Origin of the sequence: Exiguobacterium sp. s143 (assembly GCF_018618895.1) — a bacterium.
Taxonomy (GTDB): domain Bacteria; phylum Bacillota; class Bacilli; order Exiguobacteriales; family Exiguobacteriaceae; genus Exiguobacterium_A; species Exiguobacterium_A abrahamii.
In genome coordinates this window covers 158787-181145 of the sequence record NZ_JACSMX010000005.1, presented here as the reverse complement: position 1 = coordinate 181145, position 22359 = coordinate 158787, and the positions used below count along the sequence as shown (strand labels likewise).

At 47.6% G+C, this 22359-nt stretch carries 20 protein-coding genes and 1 riboswitch; of the genes, 15 read left to right on the top strand and 5 right to left on the bottom strand.

The genetic code is table 11. The annotated features are described in order from the left end of the window. Positions 1-63 precede the first annotated feature (63 nt). The 10 genes from KNQ03_RS15020 to lysA all read left to right on the top strand — a co-directional run bounded on the left by KNQ03_RS15020 (position 64) and on the right by lysA (position 10882). Positions 64-1269 carry an argininosuccinate synthase gene (locus tag KNQ03_RS15020; protein ID WP_050678063.1) on the top strand — a complete coding sequence of 402 codons (1206 nt, stop codon included), beginning with the start codon at positions 64-66 and terminating at the stop codon, positions 1267-1269. Continuing rightward, positions 1266-2636 (top strand): argininosuccinate lyase, encoded by a 1371-nt coding sequence (gene argH / locus KNQ03_RS15015; protein WP_047395002.1) that lies wholly within the window; start codon positions 1266-1268, stop codon positions 2634-2636. The genes KNQ03_RS15020 and argH overlap by 4 nt, the downstream gene beginning before the upstream one ends. A gap of 70 nt (positions 2637-2706) precedes the next feature. Next, positions 2707-2884, top strand: a riboswitch (Lysine riboswitch). A gap of 113 nt (positions 2885-2997) precedes the next feature. After that, positions 2998-4197 (top strand): aspartate kinase, encoded by a 1200-nt coding sequence (locus KNQ03_RS15010; RefSeq protein WP_023467116.1) that lies wholly within the window; start codon positions 2998-3000, stop codon positions 4195-4197. Positions 4198-4210: 13 nt separating this feature from the next. Next, positions 4211-5203: an aspartate-semialdehyde dehydrogenase gene (locus KNQ03_RS15005; protein WP_055966597.1), complete on the top strand. Its 993-nt coding sequence runs from the start codon at positions 4211-4213 to the stop codon at positions 5201-5203. A 17-nt stretch (positions 5204-5220) separates the two neighbouring features. Beyond that, positions 5221-6102: a 4-hydroxy-tetrahydrodipicolinate synthase gene (gene dapA, locus KNQ03_RS15000; RefSeq protein ID WP_023467119.1), complete on the top strand. Its 882-nt coding sequence runs from the start codon at positions 5221-5223 to the stop codon at positions 6100-6102. Continuing rightward, entirely contained in the window at positions 6099-6845 is a 747-nt protein-coding gene (dapB, locus tag KNQ03_RS14995; RefSeq protein ID WP_023467121.1) for a 4-hydroxy-tetrahydrodipicolinate reductase, read from the top strand. The genes dapA and dapB overlap by 4 nt, the downstream gene beginning before the upstream one ends. After that, positions 6832-7539 (top strand): 2,3,4,5-tetrahydropyridine-2,6-dicarboxylate N-acetyltransferase, encoded by a 708-nt coding sequence (gene dapD, locus KNQ03_RS14990; protein WP_029340774.1) that lies wholly within the window; start codon positions 6832-6834, stop codon positions 7537-7539. The genes dapB and dapD overlap by 14 nt, the downstream gene beginning before the upstream one ends. Before the next feature lie 25 nt (positions 7540-7564). Next, the gene (locus tag KNQ03_RS14985) at positions 7565-8497 is read left to right on the top strand and encodes a branched-chain amino acid transaminase (protein WP_023467124.1); all 933 of its coding nucleotides are present in this window, start codon (positions 7565-7567) and stop codon (positions 8495-8497) included. Beyond that, a complete protein-coding gene (gene alr / locus KNQ03_RS14980) occupies positions 8494-9552 on the top strand; it encodes an alanine racemase (protein ID WP_055966600.1) in 1059 nt (352 codons plus the stop codon). The genes KNQ03_RS14985 and alr overlap by 4 nt, the downstream gene beginning before the upstream one ends. A gap of 13 nt (positions 9553-9565) precedes the next feature. Beyond that, on the top strand, positions 9566-10882 hold the full coding sequence (lysA, locus tag KNQ03_RS14975) for a diaminopimelate decarboxylase (protein WP_149426811.1): 1317 nt from the start codon (positions 9566-9568) through the stop codon (positions 10880-10882). Between the two features lie 128 nt (positions 10883-11010). Here lysA and KNQ03_RS14970 read toward each other — a convergent pair whose 3' ends face one another. Further along, a complete protein-coding gene (locus KNQ03_RS14970; protein WP_214725356.1) occupies positions 11011-12006 on the bottom strand; it encodes a LysM peptidoglycan-binding domain-containing protein in 996 nt (331 codons plus the stop codon). Between the two features lie 192 nt (positions 12007-12198). On the opposite strand from KNQ03_RS14970, the gene KNQ03_RS14965 reads away from it, so the two are divergent. Further along, positions 12199-13326: an ABC transporter ATP-binding protein gene (locus KNQ03_RS14965; protein WP_029340778.1), complete on the top strand. Its 1128-nt coding sequence runs from the start codon at positions 12199-12201 to the stop codon at positions 13324-13326. After that, positions 13323-14906 (top strand): ABC transporter permease/substrate-binding protein, encoded by a 1584-nt coding sequence (locus tag KNQ03_RS14960; RefSeq protein ID WP_029340779.1) that lies wholly within the window; start codon positions 13323-13325, stop codon positions 14904-14906. The genes KNQ03_RS14965 and KNQ03_RS14960 overlap by 4 nt, the downstream gene beginning before the upstream one ends. A 145-nt stretch (positions 14907-15051) precedes the next feature. Here the strand turns inward: KNQ03_RS14960 and KNQ03_RS14955 are convergent, their stop codons facing one another. Both KNQ03_RS14955 and KNQ03_RS14950 read right to left on the bottom strand, forming a co-directional pair. Continuing rightward, on the bottom strand, positions 15052-15237 hold the full coding sequence (locus KNQ03_RS14955) for a hypothetical protein (RefSeq protein WP_050678068.1): 186 nt from the start codon (positions 15235-15237) through the stop codon (positions 15052-15054). Positions 15238-15348: 111 nt separating this feature from the next. After that, positions 15349-15888, bottom strand: a complete 540-nt coding sequence (locus KNQ03_RS14950; protein WP_214725354.1) for a gamma carbonic anhydrase family protein — start codon at positions 15886-15888, stop codon at positions 15349-15351. A 124-nt stretch (positions 15889-16012) separates the two neighbouring features. Here KNQ03_RS14950 and ade point away from each other — a divergent pair, with 124 nt between their 5' ends. Together ade and KNQ03_RS14940 are read left to right on the top strand one after the other, a co-directional pair. After that, positions 16013-17746 carry an adenine deaminase gene (gene ade / locus KNQ03_RS14945; RefSeq protein ID WP_214725352.1) on the top strand — a complete coding sequence of 578 codons (1734 nt, stop codon included), beginning with the start codon at positions 16013-16015 and terminating at the stop codon, positions 17744-17746. Between the two features lie 262 nt (positions 17747-18008). Continuing rightward, entirely contained in the window at positions 18009-18266 is a 258-nt protein-coding gene (locus tag KNQ03_RS14940) for a hypothetical protein (protein ID WP_023467133.1), read from the top strand. Between the two features lie 116 nt (positions 18267-18382). Here KNQ03_RS14940 and KNQ03_RS14935 read toward each other — a convergent pair whose 3' ends face one another. Beyond that, complete coding sequence (locus tag KNQ03_RS14935; RefSeq protein WP_214725350.1) at positions 18383-20017, bottom strand: peptide ABC transporter substrate-binding protein; 1635 nt, start codon at positions 20015-20017, stop codon at positions 18383-18385. Positions 20018-20126: 109 nt separating this feature from the next. Next, entirely contained in the window at positions 20127-20810 is a 684-nt protein-coding gene (locus tag KNQ03_RS14930; RefSeq protein ID WP_149426816.1) for an MgtC/SapB family protein, read from the bottom strand. A gap of 110 nt (positions 20811-20920) precedes the next feature. On the opposite strand from KNQ03_RS14930, the gene KNQ03_RS14925 reads away from it, so the two are divergent. After that, positions 20921-22318: a basic amino acid/polyamine antiporter gene (locus KNQ03_RS14925; RefSeq protein ID WP_208796388.1), complete on the top strand. Its 1398-nt coding sequence runs from the start codon at positions 20921-20923 to the stop codon at positions 22316-22318. Positions 22319-22359 lie beyond the last annotated feature (41 nt).

The window sequence follows — 22359 nt, the reverse complement described above, 5'->3', positions numbered from 1 at the left end:
ATATATAATTCATAATGAATTTTTATACATACAGATGAATTTAAAACCAGGAGGTAATTATACATGTCGAAACAAAAATTGATCTTAGCGTACTCTGGGGGACTTGATACATCGGTAGCCATCAAATGGTTGAGCAAGGACTATGACGTCATTGCCTTATGCATGGATGTCGGAGAAGGAAAAGATTTATCCGTCATTAAAGAAAAAGCACTCCTCGTCGGTGCGATCGAATCGATCGTCCTCGATGTTAAAGAAGAATTCGCACAAGACTTCGTCTTGCCAGCACTTCAATATGGCGCGCATTACGAAAATGCCTATCCGTTGATTTCAGCGCTTTCGCGTCCGTTGATCGCAGAAAAGCTCGTCGAAGTCGCGCATCAACATGGTGCAACAGCGGTTGCTCACGGATGTACCGGAAAAGGGAACGACCAAGTCCGGTTCGAAGTTTCGGTCGCAGCACTTGATCCATCACTCGAAGTCATCGCACCGGTTCGGGAATGGAAATGGTCACGGGAAGAAGAGATCGCCTATGCGAAAGAAAACAACGTGCCGATCCCGATCAACCTCGACAGCCCATACTCAATCGACATGAACCTCTGGGGACGGAGTAACGAGTGTGGCGTCCTAGAAAACCCTTGGACAGAGCCACCACAAGACGCTTACGCGTTAACAGTAGCGCCAGAAGACGCACCGGATCAGGCAGAAGAAGTCATCATTGGCTTTGAAGCAGGTGTTCCGGTCTCGATCAACGGAACGACATATCCACTGGCGAAACTGATCACGGAACTGAACATCATCGCTGGTGCACATGGGGTCGGACGGATCGACCACGTCGAGAACCGTCTCGTCGGTATCAAATCGCGGGAAGTCTATGAGTGCCCAGGAGCAACGGTTTTACTCAAAGCTCACGCTGCACTCGAGACGATTACATTGACGAAGGACGTCGCGCATTTCAAACCACTACTCAGCAAACAATACGCAGAAACGATCTATAACGGTCTCTTCCATGCACCATTGACAAAAGGCTTGAAAGCATTCCTGACGGCGACACAACAGGACGTCACAGGAGAAGTTCGCGTTAAACTGTTCAAAGGAAACGCAACCGTGACAGGTCGTCAGTCCGCTGTCTCACTCTACGATGAGAAACTTGCGACGTATACGAAAGAAGACGCGTTCGATCATGAAGCAGCAAAAGGCTTCATCAAATTACACGGACTTGCCGTTTCGACTCATGCGAGCGTACATCGTCAAGCGGGTGTAACGAAATGACCAAACTCTGGGGTGGACGTTTTACGGAAAGTGCTTCCGCTCAAGCGGAAGCCTTCGGAGCATCGATCACGTTCGATCAAAAATTAGCGAGCGTCGATTTAAAAGGCAGTCTCGCACACGCGCAGATGCTATTTGAACAAGGGATCCTCGCTCAAGACGAGTGGACACAAATCGAGCAAGGACTGAAGCAACTGGAAACGACGTTAGCGGATCATGTGTATACGCTAGCAGATGAAGACATTCATATGAATCTCGAGCGTCTATTGACGGAACAGATTGGTCCGGTTGCAGGAAAACTGCATACGGCACGGAGCCGAAATGACCAGGTCGCAACGGATTTACATCTATGGATGGAACAACATGTTGAAGCGTTGACGACGGCATTACGCGAGCTCCAATCGGTTATCACGGAACAAGCTGAGCAACATATCGAGACGGTCATGCCAGGTTATACGCATTTGCAACGGGCACAACCGATCTCGCTTGCGCATCACTTGCTCGCTTATTTCTGGATGTTCGAACGTGATGTCGAACGGTTGACGGATAATCAAAAGCGGATCCGGAAATCACCGCTCGGGGCAGGCGCGCTCGCAGGGACGACATTCCCAATCGATCGTTTCCGTTCTGCCGAGTTGCTCGGTTTTGAGTCAATCTATCCGAACAGTCTCGACGCTGTCTCCGACCGCGATTTCGTCATCGAATACCTCGGGATCGCCTCGACCGTCATGATGCATCTCTCGCGTTTTTGTGAAGAAATCATCATCTGGGCATCGCAAGAATTTGGCTTCATCGAGTTGTCTGATGCCTTCTCGACAGGGTCGAGCATGATGCCACAGAAGAAAAATCCTGATTTCGCTGAATTGATTCGTGGGAAAACGGGGCGCGTCTACGGCAATCTGATGGGCTTCTTGACGACGATGAAGGCATTACCACTCGCTTACAACAAAGACATGCAAGAGGATAAGGAAGGGGTCTTCGATACAGCAGATACCGTTCTCCAATCCGTTCAAATCTTCACCGGAATGATTGAATCTGCGACGTTTAAGACCGAAGCGCTGAAGAAGGCGACAATGCAAGACTTCTCGAATGCAACGGAACTCGCCGACTACCTTGTAACGAAAGGCATACCGTTCCGGGAAGCGCATGAAATCGTCGGCAAAGCCGTCCTTTACTGTGTGCAGAACGGTTGTTTCCTGAAGGATTTGAACCTCGAGACGTATCAAACGTTCCATCCTGATATCACAGAAGACGTCTATCCGCTCCTCGATCCGGTTCAAGCAGTAGCACGCCGGACTAGCTACGGCGGGACAGGGTTTGCTGCCGTGTCGGAGCAACTCGAACTCGCGAAACAGCATCTTGCGAATTGACGAATTTTGAAAAAAAACAGTCAAATGACTGGATTTAACAAAAGATGTCTGCTATAACTGTAACTAACAACCGACAGATAGAGGCGCGGATGACATGAGTAGCATCATTCTTGAAGGCAAGCATGCCGAATGATGTGAAAGGGGAAGTCCGCCGAAGTGAACGAGAAGATGCTTCTTCTTGTTTGCTGGTACAACGGTTAAGATCCGTTGTACTGCCGAAACCGATGTTTCGGAGCGCTATCTTACGTAAAAGAACGAATGACTTTGTCTTCGTTTGTCCGATCGTGATAACGACGGGCCGTAGGAACGCTCCTACCGGCCCGTCGTTTTTTTTCTGTATCGGGACAAAGGAGATAGGATTGTGACAACTGTACTTAAATTTGGTGGAAGCTCGGTTGCGACTGTCGAACAGATTCAGTCTATTGCGAATTATTTGAAGAGTCGCGCAGCCGAAGGTGAAAAACTCGTCGTCGTCGTTTCGGCGATGGGCAAGATGACAGATTCTTTGATTGCTCAGGCGCAAGCCATCACAGATCGCCCCGAGCGCCGAGAACTCGATCGTCTGCTTGCCATCGGAGAAGAACAGACGATTTCATTACTCAGCATCGCCCTCAACTCACTCGGCGTCAAAGCGTTATCGCAAACAGGCGCTCAAGCGGGAATCAGTACGATGGGATTGCATACGAAAAGTAAGATCAAACAGATTGATGGAAATCTATTACGACAAAAACTCGAAACGTACGATGTCGTCATCGTCGCCGGATTCCAAGGTGTCAACGAACTCGGTGATGTCACGACGCTTGGACGGGGTGGGTCGGATACAACGGCAGTTGCCCTTGCGGCAGTCCTTGATAAACGGTGCGAAATCTATACCGATGTCGACGGTGTCTATACAGCTGATCCGCGAATCCATGCTGCTGCTCAACCGATTCCGCACATCTCATATGATGAGATGATGGAGATGAGCGCCCTCGGGTCGAAGGTCATGGAAATGCGGAGTGTCGAACTAGGAAAAAAATACGGCGTACACATCTTCGTCGGGAAAACACTTGAATCGAAAAGGGGAACATGGATCATGGAAGCGACGGAAACAATGGAACAAAAAGCGGTGACGAGTGTCAGTGTGACGAAGAACGTCTTGACGGTATCAATCAAACACGTACCGCAAACGAACGCAGCAGTAGCCGATATCTTCGAACTGTTATCCAATCGCCACGTCAACATCGACATGATCAGTCAAACGACGTTCGACAGTGACATCTTCTTATCGTTCTCATGTCCACTCGATGAGGAAGAGTTCCTCGATGAAGCATTGAAAGACATCATGGATCGCTTCACGACAGTCAAGGTCGACCGCCACAATCAACACGCGAAATTATCTGTCGTCGGCATCGGGATGCGGGATGCAACAGGTGTCGCTTCGAAGTTGTTCGCAATCTTCCGAGCGGAGAACATTCCGTTCTATCAAGTTACGACTTCAGAAATCAGCATCTCATACACGATTGCACAAGCAGATATTGAACGGACGGTTGCAGCGATTGCAAACGCGTTCGAGTTATAAGGAGGAAAACAGGATGTATCATGTAGCAGTCATTGGAGCAACCGGCGCCGTCGGTCAAAAAATGTTACAAGTACTAGCCGAACTGGACTTCCCGGTCAGCCGCCTGTCCGCTTACGCTTCTGCTCGTTCAGCAGGGAACACGGTACAGTTCAAGGAAGAAGCCATTACGATCCAAGCACTGACACCAAGTATCACGGAAGACGAGATTGACGTCGCGTTGTTCGCGGCGGGCGGAACGATCAGTGAACAATATGCCCCGTTACTAGCTGAAAACGGAACACTCGTCGTTGATAATTCAAGTGCTTTCCGGATGCAGGAGACGATTCCGCTTGTCGTGCCAGAAGTCAATCCACAAGCGATTCAAGCGACGGACCGCTTGATCGCAAATCCGAACTGTTCGACGATTCAATCCGTCGTCGCCTTAGCACCGCTCCAGTCACTGGGATTCGAGCGTGTCAACTATACGACGTATCAGGCCGTATCCGGTTCTGGTCAAAAAGGAATAGAGGATCTGGCACGTGGAGCACGCGGAGAAGAGCCCGTCAATTATCCGCATCCGATTCACGATAACATCTTGCCACATATCGATGTGTTCCTTGAGAACGGCTATACGAAAGAAGAGCAGAAGATGATTGACGAAACACGGAAAATCTTCAATCTTCCAGCACTACCAGTCAGTGCGACATGTGTGCGTGTTCCAGTCACGAATTCTCACTCGGTTGCGATCAACGTCACGTTTACGCAGCCGACGACGGTTGCAGCGATCCGTGAAGCACTTGAAGGCGCACCGGGCGTCGTCCTCATCGATGATGTCGCGAATACGCGTTATCCGATGCCACTCGATGCAAGTGGTACGGACGACGTCTACGTCGGTCGGATTCGACAAGATGATAGTCTCGCGAACACGTTCCATCTCTGGTGTGTAGCCGACAACATTCGAAAAGGTGCCGCCTCGAATGCCGTACAAGTCGCACGCCAAGCAATCGAACAGTCGATTCATTCATAAAAAAGGAGGAGTTCTTCATGTTCAAAGGAGCAGGTACAGCGCTCGTCACACCATTTAATGAAGCAGGCGAGTTGGATCTACACGTATTCGAACGCTTGATCGAGCAACAACTCGCAGCAGGAATTCAGGCGCTTGTCGTCGGAGGAACGACAGGAGAAGGATCGACACTGACGAACACGGAATTCGAACAACTACTGACGACTGCCGTTCAAATCACGGCAGGACGAGTACCAGTCATTGCCGGAACGGGTTCGAACAACACGGCAGCAACAATCGAGAAGACGTTACTCGCAGAGCGCCTCGGTGCGGACGCAGCGATGCTCGTCACACCGTACTACAATAAAACATCGCAAGCGGGTCTCGTCGCACATTTCACGGCGGTCGCTGATGCAACCGAATTACCAATCATGCTGTACAACGTTCCATCGCGGACAGGAGTTGCGATCGCAGTCGAAACAGCAGTGACGTTAGCACGTCATCCACGAATCCAAGCGTTTAAGGAGGCGAGTGGAGACGTCAGCTTCATGGGTGAACTGATGGCGGCGATTCCGGAAGATTTCGCGGTCTTCTGTGGAAATGATGATCAAATCCTGCCGTACATGGCATGGGGGGCACAAGGCGTCATCTCAGTTCTTTCGAACCCGTACCCAGCAGAGACACAAGCACTTGCTGAGGCGTTACTCGCACAAGATCTCGTCACAGCTCGCCGGATTCAGGCAGACTTGTTACCGGTCATCGGTGCCTTGTTCAGTGACGTTAATCCGATTCCAGTCAAAGCATCGCTTGAAGAACTTGGCTTTGCTGTCGGTGCGCCGCGCTTGCCGCTCGTCCGTCAATCGGAAGCGGGACATGCCCACTTACTCGAAACGATGCGGGCTTACAAAGGAGTGGTTCGATGAAACTCGCGTTACACGGTTATGGGGCGACAGGACAATACGTCGTCGAACTCGCACCACAAAGTGTCGTGGCGATCGTTGACCGGACGAAGTCATCCGATACGATCGCTTCATATGCCGAGCTAACAGAGATGTCAGAAACGGTCGATGCGATCATCGACTTCTCGCATCCGAGTTTGCTACCTGATCTGCTCGCATACGGGCTGGCGACAAAAACACCACTCGTTATCGCAACGACTGGTTTTTCTGAGGCGGAACTGGCATCGATTAAGGACGCCGCAAAAGAAATTCCGATCTTCCAGTCGTACAACATGTCGTACGGTATCGCGATGGTGCAGCAACTGCTGAAGACACTTGTGCCACTAGCAGGAGCGTATGACATCGAATTGCTCGAGAAACATCATAACCAAAAAGTCGATGCGCCAAGCGGAACGGCTGAGTTGTTATTGCAAACGATTCAGACGGCACGTGACGTCACACCGGTATATGACCGGTCACAGACGCGGCAAAAGCGGGAGACGAACGAGATCGGGATGCACGCGATGCGCGGTGGAACGATCTTCGGAGAACACGAAGTCTTATTCGCAGGTGTCGACGAATTGATTGAAATCAAACATACAGCGCTATCGAAAAAAGTATTTGCTTCTGGTGCGATCAAAGCAGCTGAGGCACTCATTCAAAAAACAGCGGGACTCTATACATTAGAGACGCTCTACACACAGGAGGATTCACATGTTACTCACTGATGCTTACGAAATTGCTAAATTCATTAAAGATGCTAAAAAACAAACACCGGTAAAACTTTACGTCAACGGCGATTTGGCGGGCTTGACGATCGAAGGCGCTACAGCATTCGGATCAGATGAATCAAAGATTTTCTTCGCGGATGCAGGACTTGCGGCTACTTTCTTAGAAAAGTATTCAGATCGCATCACGGATGTTCACGTGGAGTATGACCGTCGCAACAGTGCGGTACCAATGCTTGATACACGTCACTTGAATGCGCGCATCGAACCAGGTTCATGGATTCGTGATCATGTCGTCATCGGTGACAACGCAGTCGTCATGATGGGTGCCATCATCAATATCGGTGCATCAATCGGAGATGGTACAATGATTGATATGAACGCTGTCGTCGGTGCACGTGGGACGATCGGGAAAAACGTTCATGTCGGCGCAGGTGCCGTGGTCGCGGGTGTCCTCGAACCACCTTCAAAAACACCTGTCATCATTGAAGACGGTGTCTTGATTGGTGCAAATGCAGTCATTCTTGAAGGCGTCAAAGTCGGCAAAGATGCCGTCGTCGCTGCTGGTAGTGTCGTCACAGAAGACGTACCTGCTGGAAGCGTCGTTGCTGGAACACCTGCACGTGTCATCAAACAGAAAGATGCGAAAACAGAAGAGAAGACGCAATTGGTGGATGATTTACGTTCACTCTGATTGACGTCGAAGAGGAGGAAAACACATGGCAGTGGATACACAGTATGGAGAAGCAATTTGGTTAGATGGAGTCTTTCATGATCCGAAAGATGCGAACACGAGCGTCATGTCACATGCGATTCACTACGGTAGTGGATTCTTTGAAGGAATTCGTGCATACGCGACACCGGACGGACCGGCGATTTTCCAATTGAAGGAACATATCGAGCGTCTCTTCCGCAGTTGTGCGTACTACCACGTCACGATTCCGTATACTGTCGACGAACTTGTTCAAGCAACGATCGATTTAGTTGCGAAAAACGGATTTGAATCGTGTTATATCCGTCCATTCGTGTTCCTCGGTACGCCATGGCAAGCATTGATGGCGAAAGATACGACGGTTCATGTCGGCATCTCTTGCTGGGAGCTTGGGGAATACTTCGATAAAGGTGCTGGCATCCGTGCCAAAGTCGCATCATACCGCCGCGTCTCATCAACGATGATGCCGATGCAAGCGAAAGCGGCTGCGAACTATATGAACTCACAACTCTTAAAAGGTGAAGCGATCCGTGATGGATTTGATGAAGCAATCGCGCTCGACATGAACGGAAACGTTAGTGAAGCGAGTGTTGCGAATCTTTTCCTTCTTAAAAACGGAACGATTCATACACCGTCACTTGATTGTTCAGTACTCGACGGTATCACACGCCAAGTCATCATCCGTTTGGCACAAGATCAAGGCTATCCTGTCGTCGAACGTCATATCGGACGCGATGAGCTGTATGTCGCAGATGAGATCTTCTTAACAGGAACAGCTGCTGAAATCACGAGTGTCGGTGAAATCGATCATATCTCGATCAACGGCGGAACACGGAACGTCGCAGATGAGTTGCTCGATCTTTATCGTCAAGCCGTCACAGGTCAATTACCGCAATACGCGGATTGGTTGACGTACGTGACACCTGCTGTCGCAGAATGACGACGCGTACACTCGTCACGATCGATCGGAAGGCGGTGCGACAGAATGTCGCATCGGTCTTCGCTCGGTCACGTAAACGTATTTTTGCCGTGGTCAAGAACAATGCGTATAACTTAGGTATGCTCGAGATGGTCGAGACGCTGATGGCATCTGATGTGCATCACTTTGCTGTCGCTGAGTTGTATGAAGCCATTGAAATCAAAACGAATTTTCCAGACAGTTATGTACTGGTGATGAATCCGACGGAGGATTTTGAAACAGCACGACGTTTCGGAATCGCACTCGGTGTCTCATCGCTAGAATGGCTCGCCCTAAACAGTAAACAGCTGCAGGGAATCGAGTTACATTTGAAGATCAACGTCGGGATGAATCGTTTTGGTGTCAGTTCGCTTCAAGAGGCGGAAGCTGTCCTTGCGCTTGCGCAAGCAGATTCGCTTGATTTAACAGGTTTATATACACACTTTCCACTTGCCGATGAACCGGATGCGGATCACGATGGACAAGTCGAACGTTTCGTCGCCATTGCCGATGTGTTACGAAAGCGCCATACGTTTACGTATATGCACTCGGAAAACAGTGCGACGATCGTCAAACACGATCCGCGTCTCGCATTTTGTAACTATGTCCGCCCTGGCATCTTCTTATTCGGCTATTCACCGATTGAAAAGATGGACTGGCTCGTTCCTTCGCTACGGATGACGACGGAGGTCGTTGAAATTCGCGAAATTGGACCGGGTGAGCATGTGGGATACGGGACGAACTTTACGAGTACAGAACCGATGCGGATTGCTATCTTACCCGTCGGATATGGAGACGGTGTAGTCCGTGGGCGTGCCGCGTTGCCTGTTCATATTAAAGAAAAACCTTATCCGGTCATCAATAAATTATTCATGAGTCATACGTTCGTCGCTGTCGATGGGACGATTGAGGTCGGAGACGAGGTCGTGCTATACGGGGATGGCGTTGAAATTGACGATATCACCCGGACAGGAGCAGCGAACAATTCAGAGCAGATGTGCGCCCGGTCGTGGCGTTTGACGCATCAGTATCTATAAGGAGGAACTTATTATGTATGGAAGTCAATACCTGACAGAAGAAAACAACACGTTGCACATCGATGGTGTCGCAGCGACCGATCTTGCAGCACAGTACGGAACACCATTGTACGTGATGGCAGAGCGGGAGCTGACGGATCGATTAGCGACCGTCCGGGAACACTTCCTTGATAAGTATCCGAACACGTATGCTTCCTTTGCTTCTAAAGCTCTGACGGTCAGTGCCGTATATGAACAAGTCGTGCGTCATGGTCTCGGAATCGATGTCGTTACGGGGGGAGAACTCTTCATCGCCCGTCAATCCGGGGTTCCGGCAGAACGGATCTATTTCCATGGTTCGAATAAATCGACGGCTGATCTTCAATATGCCGTTGAGCAAGGTGTCGGACGGATCGTCATCGATCACTTTGCCGAAATTGCACAACTGGAAGCCATCGCAGCGCAAGCTGGTCAAACGGTCCATGTCCTGATCCGGATCGTGCCACAAGTCATCGGGGGAGCGCATGCGAAAATCCAGACAGGTGGCGTCGATACGAAATTCGGTTTCTCAACACATGCGTCAGATTACTTGGACGCGATCGAGGCAATTTTAGCATCGGAACATCTGTCGTTACTTGGCATCCATTGTCATGTTGGTTCGCAAATCCAAGATCCGTCACTGTTCGAACAGACAGCTCGGACGATGATGGGCTTTGTCGAAACGATTCGTGCGCACCATGGCTTCACAGTCAGCGAAGTCAATGTTGGCGGTGGCTTCGGTATTGCCTATACACAGGACGATCAGCCGCTTGATTTTGAAGCGACGATCGCACGCGTCATGGACGTGATCGAGACGGAAACGGAGCGACTCGGCATCGAACGTCCACGAATCGGGATCGAGCCAGGGCGCTGGGTCGTTGCGAATGCAGGAACGACACTGTATACGGTCGGGGCCATCAAAGAAATTGAAGGCGTCAGAACATATCTTTCGGTCGATGGCGGAATGACGGATAACATTCGCCCAGCACTTTACGGTGCCGTGTATGAAACCGTCATCGCAAACCGGATGAGTGGTGAAACGACTGAAGTGACGGTCGTCGGAGCAGCTTGTGAATCAGGGGATCTCGTCGCTGAAAAAGCACAGTTGGTCACACCGAACGGTGGCGATACACTTGCTGTCTTTGGGACAGGAGCGTATAACTTCTCGATGGCAAGCAATTATAACCAGTTCTTACGTCCGGCACTCGTTTTCGTTCGGGACGGGGAATCCCGTGAAGTCGTCCGTCGACAAACGTATGCGGATTTGATTCAGTGTGATCTTGGGATCAACGGTGTCCGATCAGAGTCGTAAGAGGTGCGGGGTCAAACGAAAGGACAAAAAAAACCGACGCTATCGCGCCGGTTTCATGCATACGATCTAAAGCGATTCTTCTCTTGAATAGAGAGGGATCGTTTTTTTTTGTGTTGCGATTAGCATATTCAGTTTGGAATTTTTAAGACTTGTCCAACGAGCAAGAGGTTCGGATTCGTAATGTTGTTTGCCTGCATCAATGCTGTGACGGTGACACCATATCGTGTCGCAATCGAGTAAAGTGTATCACCGGCTTTAACCGTATAAGTCGTTGTTGGAATTTTCAAGACTTGACCGACGTTCAACAGATTCCAGTTCGTGATGTTATTCGCACTCGCGAGGGCAGAGACCGAGACGTTGTATTTGCGGGCGATGGAATAGAGTGTATCGCCAGCTTTGACGGTATACGTCGTACCGGTTGAAGTCGGTGACCGTAACAGTTCTGAAATCGTGACGAACGAATAGCCTTTTGCTTTTAGTTTTGAAATCATCGTCGGCAAGGCGGTCGGTGTTCCTTTCGCACCAGCACCGGTATGCATCAGAATAATCGATCCGGGAACGACTTTTGGTAATACACGATCCAAGATGGCTGTTGAAGAGATGCCTTTCCAATCCGTCGTATCAATATTCCATTGAATCGTTTTCGTATAACCTGCCGCCCCAACGGCACTCAATACGTTACTATTACTTGCACCGAACGGCGCTCGGAAAATTGGTTTCGTCGTTTTTCCGGTCAAGGACCGGATGAGAGATTCTGTTCGGGATAATTCACTCGTCATCTGGCTTGCTGTTAAGGTCGTAAAATCCGGATGCGAATACGAGTGATTGCCGATTTGGTGTGTAGGAGAGGCAGTTGTGATGTTCTTGATCGATTGAGGATGATTGTTTGCACCACTGCCTGTCAAAAAGAAAGTCGCTTTCACTTGGTTACTTTTTAAGATACTTAAGATTTTTGCAATGTTCGTCCCATCTGAACCGTCATCAAACGTCAATGCGACGACTTTTTGTGTCGTCGTTCCTTTCGTCACAAACGTAGAGCTCGCCGCATTAGCCTGTGAAGGAATCGAAAGTGGACTAAGGAGAAGTAATCCGATCATCATGATGGTAGGTTTCTTGATGTTCATCGTCTAGTACCTCCTTCATCAAAAACATGCTTTACAAGTACTCTTTATTAAGGTATTCCCTTTATTTTAAAAAAAGAACTAAGAAATTCCCGTTTTGCAAAGAAATAAAACTAAATTACAGAAAATTTGTTTAAACCGTAATCTTTTTGGGAAACCATAATATATGGAAATAGTAAAAAGGAGTGAGAAGGAATGATCGAATTCAAAAACGTCGGTAAGCAGTTTAAGGACAATGTCGTCTTGAAAGGCTTATCGCTCGAGATTCAAAAGGGTGAACTCGTTGTTTTCATCGGACCAAGTGGCTGTGGGAAAACGACGTCACTTAAGATGATCAATCGACTGATCGAACCTTCTTCAGGCACGATTTTGGTCAACGGGAAGGACATCATGAAGACGGACACGATCGAATTAAGACGTCATATGGGATATGTCATTCAGCAAACCGGCTTGTTCCCTCACATGACGGTCCGGGAAAACATTCAATTGATTGCTGGGCTTGAGGGGAAGAACCACGATGAGATGGATCAACGGACAGAACAACTGTTGACGATGGTCGGGCTTGATCCAAAGCAATTCATCGATCGTTATCCAAGCGAACTCAGTGGTGGGCAGCAACAGCGTGTTGGTTTCGCACGAGCTTTAATGAATGATCCTGATGTCATTTTGATGGATGAGCCGTTCAGTGCACTCGATCCCGTTACCCGTAACGATCTACAGGAAGAACTTTTTAACTTGCAGGAAGAAGTGAAAAAGACGATCGTTTTCGTCACCCATGATATGGATGAAGCGATCAAGTTAGCGGATCGGATATGTATCATGCGTGATGGGGAAATCGTCCAGTTCGATACTCCAGAAGAAATCTTGCGTCATCCAAAAGATGAATATGTCGAATCGTTCATCGGAAAAAATAAAATCTGGAGTAGTCCAGAATTCATCAAGGCAGAAGATATCATGATCGAGGACCCAGTTTCAATCAGTGGCAAACGGACGTTATTGCAGGGAATTGAAATCATGCGTGGACGCAAAGTCGACAGCCTGTTGATCACCGATCGTGACCGCGTCTTACAAGGGCTGATTAAGTTGAAGAACATCCAGACGATTCCGGATAAGAGCCAACGGATCGAAGAAGTGATGGAGGGCGAAATCATCGCCGTCAATGAACACGATTCATTACTCGATGTTCTTGAAGTCATGAATCAGGAAGAGACTGGTTATCTACCAGTAACGGATGCAACAGGAAAACTCAGAGGGTTGATTACACGTAGTAGCTTACTTTCCGTCTTGAGTGAGCAATTCATTCATGAGGAGGAAGTCCAATGAACGGATTCTTTGATTATGTAAAAAATAATACCGATCAGATCGGTGATTTATTGCTAGAGCACTTACAGCTGACGGTCTTTGCCGTCGTCATCGCGGTCGTTCTCGGGATTCCGATCGGAATTCTGATCACCCGTTACCAAAAGTTCGCGAAACCTGTCCTTGCGCTGACGAGTGTCGTGCAAGCCGTTCCGAGTCTTGCCTTACTTGGTTTCTTGATTCCGTTCATTGGTATCGGATCGACACCAGCGATCATCATGGTCGTGCTTTATTCACTCTTGCCAATCGTTAAAAATACGTACACGGGTCTGTCGAGCATTCCAGGGGACACGCTCGAAGCAGCTAAAGGAATTGGTTTAACGGATCGGCAAATCCTCAGTAAGGTTCAGATTCCACTTGCCTTGCCGATCATGATGGCAGGGATTCGAATTTCAGCCGTTACAGCTGTTGGTTTAATGACGATCTCAGCATTCATCGGTGCCGGTGGTCTTGGTTACCTCGTCTTCTCAGGTATTCAAACAGTTGATAATAACCAGATTCTTGCCGGAGCAATTCCAGCCGGTATTTTAGCACTCGTCATCGACTTCGTCGTCAGTCGGATTGAATACTCCGTGGCGCCAAATGGGATTCCACTTGCAGATGGTCGGATCAAGAATAAGGCACGGAAGCGTCGTAAGGCGATGCCAGCTGGACGTAAGATCGCGATTGCAAGTATCGTCTTCTTATTAATCGGTGGAACGGTCGCTTACTCTTTCCTCAAGGAAGATAAGATCGTCATCGGATCGAAGAACTTTACGGAACAATTGATTCTCGGAAATATGTTAGCGGATTTAATCGAAGATAAAACGGATTTAGAAGTCGAACGTCAATTGAACCTCGGGGGGACGAAAGTCGCTTACGGGGCGCTTGAAAAAGGGGAAATCGACGCGTATGTCGAGTACACAGGTACTTTGTTGATCGACGTGCTCAAGCAAGACGTCGAGACGGATCCAGAAACAGTTTATGCCAAAGTCGGGAAGATGATTCCTGAGAAAAGTCAGGTCGACGTCCTGGACCCAATCGGTTTCAACAATACGTATGCCCTCGCCATGACGAAAGAAGATATCGAAAAATATGACTTGAAGACGGTATCAGACATGTCAAAAGTCAGTGATCGTTTGATTCTCGGATCAACAATTGAATTTGCGAACCGGGAAGATGGTTATCTTGGTCTGAAGAAAAAGTATCCGGACATGAAATTCCAAGATGTACAACCAGTCGATGGAGGACTCCGTTATACAGCATTGACGAATGGTCGAACGAACGTCATCGATAGCTTCTCAACAGATGGTTTGTTACAAAAATTCGATTTAACAGTGCTAGAAGACGATAAAAAGTTCTTCCCACCATACTATGCGGTACCGCTTGTTCGTCAAGAAACACTTGAAGAACATCCGGAGCTGAAGAAAGTCCTCAACACGTTAAAAGATAAGATTACGGATGAGAAGATGCAAGAATTGAATTACAAAGCAGATGTCGAGAAACAGCGTCCTGAAAAAGTCGCGCGTGATTTCTTGATCGAAGAAGGATTAATTTCAAAATAAACAGATAGAGCCGAGGCGGGAATCCGCTTCGGCTCTTTTGGTATGCGCGCTGACGCGCTATATCGTTTTGGAAAATACGTAATCAAGTGATTAAATTATTTTTTGATGCGACTAGCGAGCCAAGCGCGAACAGTGCGTTGCTGAATCATACACGTTCTTCCTCTCGGTTTAATGTTCCAAGGCGGTGCTCGGCATCTTTAACGATACGTGCTTGGATCTCGACTGTCAACCAATCCGTTTCCGATTCGGGTAACGTCGGCAAACCGTAACTTGGGTTATTCGTAGATGAAAACAAATCAGACATGATGCGTTCTTCGTATACTGGAATCATATAAAATCCCCTCTCTGTGTCTTGATTCATCTCTTACACCTTTAGTGTACGAAAGAATTGTAAAGACGGAAGAGGGGAGGTGTTAAGAACCCGTGAACTTTGTAAACGTTCTCACAAACTTGTCAAATCCTCTGTGATGGCTTCACAACTGTCAGCATACTGCTGCCCTCGTTTCACGTATTTTCGGACTGTTCGTTCCATGATGAATCGATCATGGTCACTGATATCCCGGACGATTTTTGCAGGAACACCCATGACCATCGCGCCGGCAGGTACCTTCATTTTTGGCGGAACAAGACTCCCCGCAGCAACGAATGCCCCTTCTCCGATTTCGGCTTCATCGAGGATCGTCGCCGACATTCCGATTAACGCTCCTTTTCGAATGATTCCGCCGTGAATCATCGCCATATGACCAATCGTTACTTCATCTTCAATGATGGTCGGATACCCTTCATACTGATGAATCATCGAACCATCTTGGATGTTGACGCGTTCCCCGATGTGAATCGGACCTTCGTCTCCCCGGATGACCGTATTGAACCAGACAGATGAGTCTTTTCCGATCGTGACCTCTCCGATGACTTTAGATCCGTCCGCTAAATAAACGGATGGATCGATGCTTGGAACAAGTGAACCGACACGATATTTCATGCGTTTTTCCCCCTCAGGCATTAAATCGATACTCTTTCATCTTGACGTTACAAAAAATAAATTGCAACAGCTTCCAAACTAATTGTAAGATGGTAAAAATACGCTTACAACAGGAGGAGACAGGATGGAACAAACAGTGCGTGAACGATTGATCGCGATTGCTGCAAAAAAAGAGAAAGCAGCCGTCGTCTATCAGAATATTTCAGTCATTGATGTCATGACACGTGAGACATATACAGCAGATGTAGCGATTGATTCAGGTTATATTGCTGCTGTCGGAGAGGGGTATGAGGGAATCGAGAATCGTCCGGGAGAAGGACTTTTCATCGCGCCAAGTTTCGTTGATGCCCACGTCCATATTGAATCATCGATGGTGCCACCGAGTGAGTATGAAAAAGCGATTCTACCGTTAGGTGTCACGACGATCATCGCCGATCCGCATGAGATCGCGAATGTCAAAGGAGCAGAAGGATTATCCTTCATGCTAGACGATGCTGAAGGTCTCGCGCTTGATGTCCGGATGATGTTACCGAGCTGCGTACCGGCGACTTCGTTTGAACACGCGGGAGCATCACTTGATGCGGCGGCACTTGCACCGTTCGTCAATCATCCTGGTGTCCATGGTTTAGGAGAAGTCATGGATTATCCAGCGGTCGAACGAGCCGATCGCGATATGCTCCAAAAAATTAAACAGATCGAAGACGCAGGAAAACTGGTCGATGGTCATGCTGCGGGACTTGGACCACGCGAAATTAACATTTATGGTGTCGCCGGAATTCGAACGGATCATGAATCTGTCAGTAAGGAAGATGCGATCGCCCGAGCGCGTCGTGGTTTGTATGTCGAAGTGCGGGAAGGATCAGCTGCCCGAAACTTGAAGGAAGTACTCGATGCTGTGACAGAGAGCAACGCGAGCCGTTTCCTCTTCTGTACGGACGATAAGCATTTGGATGACACGTTACGAGAGGGAACGATCGACTATAATATCCGCTATGCGATTCGTCATGGAATTAAACGCGAAACAGCGTATGCGATGGCATCGTTGCATGCGACGAACGCGTATCGTTTAGACGATCGGGGAGCCATCGTACCAGGACGCCGGGCGGACTTCGTCTTGTTATCCGATGCCGATAACGTCGTGATTGACGAGGTTTATATTCAAGGGAATTGCGTCGCGCGAGCAGGAAAAACGATCCGAACAGTACGGCGCGCGCATGTTCCAGAATCGTTACGAGGTGCATTGAATACAAAACCGATTACGCCGGAAGTATTTGCGCTGCCACTTGAATCAGCACGGGCGCATGTCATCGGAGTCATTCCAAAAAGCATCGTTACGGAACACCTGATTCTCGATGTTCCACTTCAAGACGGGTATTTCGTTCCTGTGCCAGAGCAGGATCTTTTGAAGATCGCTGTCATTGAACGGCATCACGGCACATCCTTCTCGGCAGTCGGTATCGTCAAAGGTTTCAAGATGAAACGCGGAGCGATTGCGGCGACTGTTGCCCATGATTCGCACAACCTCGTCATCGTTGGCGCGTCGGATGAGGAAATGCAACTGGCTGCGGAACGTCTCGTCCAAGCGGGTGGGGGAGTCATTGCCGTCAATGGGCAAGAGGTACTTGCTGAGTTACCGCTTGAAATCGCTGGACTGATGACGAATCGTCCCTTCCAAGAAGTTGGAGATACACTCGAAGCATTGAATGATGCCCTCGATGTGTTAGAGGCGGATCGTTCCTTTAATCCCTATTTGACGATGTCATTCCTTTGCTTACCGGTCATTCCGGAGTTAAAGCTGACCGACAGTGGATTATTCGACGTAAAACACTTTCAGCATATTTCAGTACAAGCAGACTGATGTCCGTCGCGAGTCTGAGTCTCATTCCGGGACTCAGACCGTTTTTCTGTCAATCAAGTTACGTTAAAATCAAAAAAAGTCACTTTACAAAACGGTTAGAAATCCTTAATGAAACTTAATAGTTTGGATATTGAATCATTTTGGAAAGCTTGTTATAGTAGGTTCTATATCATTTGTGAGAAACCTCACTTTCTATGAAACTTTTATCTAGAAGGATCGTAGAAAATAGTAGGACAACAAGATTAGAAAGGAGATCATCATTATGGATAAGACTTATTTTGAAGGGCATGAAGCTTTGATTGCCGATGTCTATCGTTCATTCACGCGTCAGTTCCATGCGTTACCAACACATCGACGAACGAAACGTCAGTTGCGAAATCTTGCATTCTCCGTCATTCGTCAAGCTCGACCGACGTATGAGGAACGCACCGTTCTTTATGCTTACTTCGCTGAATTCTTCCGAGCAGTTGAGGAAGGACAGGATGAAGAGATTGCTTTTTATAAACAAATTGCACAGTAAAGACCCCCGATGGCTCCATCAGAAGGGGTCTTTGTTGTTTTCTGAGAATCACGTCTGGAAATAAAAAAACAAGTAGGGAACGAGGTCCGCTACTTGTTCATCAATGTTTTAAAGGGTTATTTTACTTCCATCCATTTAAAGCTCATATCGGCACCGAATGGGTGACGGTATAATTTATCAATGTTTGTACGTTGTAAGTAAGCTTCCCCTTTTTGGTAGATTGGTGCGATGGCATAGTCTTCTGTCAACAGCATTTTTTCAGCTTCTTGCATGTCCGACCAACGTTTCGCTTCATCTGCTTGTTGTTTTGCTCCTTTAATGAGATCATCGAACTTTTTGTTCGAGTATTCCATCCGGTTGAAGCTTCCATCCGTTAACCACATATCGAGGAACGTCATTGGATCCTGGTAGTCAGGTCCCCAACCAGCCGCAGAGATATCGTAATCTCCCTTCGATTCGAGTTCGAGGAAGTTTTTGAATGGTTGTTGTTTGATTTTGATCGTCAAACCAGGCAGGTGCTTCTCAAGATCTCCTTTTAAGTACTCAGAAACCTTCTTGAAGGCATCTTCATCTCGTGAGAGCATGCTGAGTTCAACTGTTTTCACACCAAGTTCCTTCAAGCCAGCATCCCAAGCTTTTTTCGCGGCGTCAGCATCGTAGCTTTGAAGATCTGGATATTTCGCGCGGAAGTCTTCCCCATCTGGTGTAAACGTGAAGTCTTTCGCGACGATGAAGTTTGCTGGTTTTGATCCATCGTTTAGGATGACATCTGTAATCCCTTGCTTTTCAAAACCAAGCGCGAGCGCTTTTCGGATGTTCTTATTTTTCAAAGCTTTATTCTTTTGGTTAAAGCGAAGGAAGTTGATCCGAGCATCTGGACGTGTCTTGTAATCATCTGATTTTTCATACTGCGAAACGAACTCAGACGTAATTGGTGCGAAGTCGACTTCTTTCGCTTCGAACAGGTTGACGCCAGTTGAGATTTCTTTGACGACCTTGACATCGATTTTATCCATCTTGACATTCGCTTTATCCCAGTAATCTGGATTTTTCTTGTATGTCCAGCCAGCATTTGCTTGCCACTTATCGAGGATGAAAGGTCCGTTGAAGACCATTGTATCAACACTTGTCGCGAACTTATCGCCTTTATCTTCGACGAATGATTGTTTTAATGGTAAGTAAGTTGGGAAACTTGTCAAACCAAGGAAATAAGGTGCTGGAGCTTCAAGTTGGACTTCAAGTGTTTGATCGTCGACTTTCTTGACACCGAGCTCATCAAGTTCAGCGTCGCCAGCCATGATTTTGTTGGCGTTCTTTAAATCTTGTAAAATGTACGCGTATTCTGCTGCTGTCTTCGGATCAAGTGCGCGTTTCCAAGCATAGATGAAATCATCTGCTGTGACGGCTGATCCATCTGACCACTTCGCATCTTTACGCAGTTTGAATGTGTATGTTTTTTTATCTTCCGACACTTCGACGCTTTCCGCGATTCCAGGTGTTGGTTTGTTATCTCCATCAAGACGATATAGCCCTTCAAAGACGTTGTTCGTGACGATGATGGAAGTCGAGTCCGTCGTTTTCGTCGGATCTAGCTGAGGTACATCCGTCGTCGAAACGAGTGTGACTTCCTTTTTTTTGTTTTTCGAATCTGATCCGCTTGTGTTTTCGTCATTTCCTTGCCCGCATGCAGCGACAGCAAGAAGCGCGATGCTGGAAAGTCCAGCAAAAGCGATTTTCGATGGTTTATTCATGGAACGATGACCCCCCGAGAGTTAGTGTTAAATATTTCAGAAAAATGTGAACATATTGTTAATTTAAGTGAAAGTGATTAAAAATGCAACATAAATTTTCAGATAATTCTCACTGATCAAGGTCTATATCCTCAATTCCAAGCGATTTCAAATAGTCATAAAGTAGGAATAAGGTCAGCTTATGCGGGGAATACATTCGTAACGTCAATCGAACGGGATTACCACGTAAACGCATATTCGTAATACGGACACCTTTACGCTCAAGAGCAAGAACGATGTCCGTCGGATCAAGTCCGGAAGGAAGTAAGAGATGCGCAACGAGGACATTTGCTTCGAACCGACTATTGTTGATACGTCCCATCATCCGAGTTAAACCTTCCAGTAAGAGGAAGAGAAAGAGAACGAGAAAAATCGACTCCCAGATGAAACCTGCACCGACAGCGATTCCAATCCCGCTTGCACTCCAAATAATAGCGGCAGTCGTTAATCCGCTGACGATATCATGCGGTCGACGTAAGATGACACCAGCGCCGATAAAACCGATTCCGGTAATGATTTGGGCGACGAGACGCATCGGATCCATCTGAACATTCGTCGCCATGTCATGGTAGAGTAAGACCGATTTGATGGAAACGATGGTTAACAAGCAACTGATCAGGGTAATTACGAGGCTAGTGCGTATACCAACCGGTTTATTTTTGATTTCACGCTCGAATCCGATGAAAATTCCAAGCGTAGCGGCTAACAGGAGTTTTAGAAGGTCTTCGAGCTGAAATACATGAATCCAGTTCATTTGTCTCAAATCCTTTCTTTACTTTAAAAGGTGATTTGTTATAATGACTTTTGTGTCTTTCGAATGAATATACGTAAGATGTAATAGATATACGAAAAAGGAAGTGTCTCATCATGAATCAACAAAAAATCGGATTCTTTGCGCTCGCTGCAATGGTCATCGGTTCCATGGTCGGTGGAGGAGCTTTTAACCTTCCTGGTGCAATGGCCCAAAGTGCAAGTGCAGGGCCTATCCTCATCGGGTGGAGTATAACGGGGATTGGCATGATCATGCTCGCGCTAGTATTCCAACATCTCGCCAATAGTAAACCAGAGCTTGAAGGCGGTATCTATGCCTACGCGCGTGAAGGGTTCGGACGTTTCGTCGGTTTTAACAGCGCTTGGGGATACTGGGTATCGGCGTGGATCGGAACAGTTGCGAATATCACGCTCGTGTTCAATGCGATTAGTTATTTCTTCCCGATTTTCGCAGCAGAAAATCGAATATTCCTTCTTTTGATGAGTATAGTCGTCATCTGGGGATTGTTCTGGCTCGTCTCGAGCGGAATCAAGGAAGCGACGCTGGTCAATTTGATTACGACGATCGCAAAGCTCGTTCCAATCTTGATTTTCATTCTTCTAGTAGGAATTGCTTTTAATATCAAAACGTTTAATTTGGATATCTGGGGAGAGGGAACAGAACTCGGTTCGATTTTTGATCAAGTAAAAGGAACGATGCTCGTCACGCTATGGGCGTTCGTCGGTATCGAAGGTGCTGTCGTCTTATCAAGCCGTGCCAAAAACCGAAGTGATGTCGGGAAGGCGACAGTAACAGGACTTGTTGGCGTTCTTGTCATCTATATCTTAATTTCCGTTTTATCACTCGGAGTGCTCAGTCAAGAACAACTAGCTGGATTAAAAGAACCGACGATGGCGTATGTATTAGAGGCAGCGATCGGACCGGTCGGTGCGACGATCATCATGATTGGTTTGATTATCTCACTATCCGGCGCACTTCTCGGATGGACGATTCTCGCATCGGAGATTTCGTATCTCGTTGCAAAAGACGGCGCATTTCCGAAAGCATTCGCAAAAACGAACCGGAAAGGTGCTCCAGTCGGTGCGCTGTTGATTACACAAATCGCGACACAGGTCGTCGCTGGAATCGCACTCTTCTCAGCACAAACCTATCTTGTCCTGTCGAGTATCGCTGGGATTTGTGCGTTATTGCCATATTTATTGTCAGCGTTGTATAGCATTCGGACATCGCGAGAAGAGCGCAATCAGAAAATGTTACTTTTCTCTGTCATCGCATCAGCGTATTCAATTTGGCTCGTCTATGCGTCGGGTATCTGGTACATCGTCATCGCGGCATTAGTCTATGCGCCAGGGATTCTCGCATATGCGTTAGCAGAGCGAGAACAGCAACGGACGGGCATGTCACGTTATGAGTGGATTGCCAGTATGATTCTCGTTGTCTTAGCAGGAGTAGCTGTTTACGGAATGGTTGTAGGAGAAATTCAATTGTAAGAAACTCTATGCAAAAGAAGTCACGGTGATTGTTATCCACC

Coding starts and splice junctions, on each gene's coding strand:
- KNQ03_RS14940 (WP_023467133.1), top strand. CDS start 18,009: ATGGATAAGACTTATTTTGAAGGGCATGAAGCTTTGATTGCCGATGTC.
- KNQ03_RS14930 (WP_149426816.1), bottom strand. CDS start 20,810: ATGAACTGGATTCATGTATTTCAGCTCGAAGACCTTCTAAAACTCCTG.
- KNQ03_RS15020 (WP_050678063.1), top strand. CDS start 64: ATGTCGAAACAAAAATTGATCTTAGCGTACTCTGGGGGACTTGATACA.
- KNQ03_RS14985 (WP_023467124.1), top strand. CDS start 7,565: ATGGCAGTGGATACACAGTATGGAGAAGCAATTTGGTTAGATGGAGTC.
- KNQ03_RS14955 (WP_050678068.1), bottom strand. CDS start 15,237: ATGATTCCAGTATACGAAGAACGCATCATGTCTGATTTGTTTTCATCT.
- argH (WP_047395002.1), top strand. CDS start 1,266: ATGACCAAACTCTGGGGTGGACGTTTTACGGAAAGTGCTTCCGCTCAA.
- KNQ03_RS14970 (WP_214725356.1), bottom strand. CDS start 12,006: ATGAACATCAAGAAACCTACCATCATGATGATCGGATTACTTCTCCTT.
- dapA (WP_023467119.1), top strand. CDS start 5,221: ATGTTCAAAGGAGCAGGTACAGCGCTCGTCACACCATTTAATGAAGCA.
- KNQ03_RS14950 (WP_214725354.1), bottom strand. CDS start 15,888: ATGAAATATCGTGTCGGTTCACTTGTTCCAAGCATCGATCCATCCGTT.
- dapB (WP_023467121.1), top strand. CDS start 6,099: ATGAAACTCGCGTTACACGGTTATGGGGCGACAGGACAATACGTCGTC.
- KNQ03_RS14935 (WP_214725350.1), bottom strand. CDS start 20,017: ATGAATAAACCATCGAAAATCGCTTTTGCTGGACTTTCCAGCATCGCG.
- alr (WP_055966600.1), top strand. CDS start 8,494: ATGACGACGCGTACACTCGTCACGATCGATCGGAAGGCGGTGCGACAG.
- ade (WP_214725352.1), top strand. CDS start 16,013: ATGGAACAAACAGTGCGTGAACGATTGATCGCGATTGCTGCAAAAAAA.
- lysA (WP_149426811.1), top strand. CDS start 9,566: ATGTATGGAAGTCAATACCTGACAGAAGAAAACAACACGTTGCACATC.
- KNQ03_RS14960 (WP_029340779.1), top strand. CDS start 13,323: ATGAACGGATTCTTTGATTATGTAAAAAATAATACCGATCAGATCGGT.
- KNQ03_RS14965 (WP_029340778.1), top strand. CDS start 12,199: ATGATCGAATTCAAAAACGTCGGTAAGCAGTTTAAGGACAATGTCGTC.
- dapD (WP_029340774.1), top strand. CDS start 6,832: ATGTTACTCACTGATGCTTACGAAATTGCTAAATTCATTAAAGATGCT.
- KNQ03_RS15005 (WP_055966597.1), top strand. CDS start 4,211: ATGTATCATGTAGCAGTCATTGGAGCAACCGGCGCCGTCGGTCAAAAA.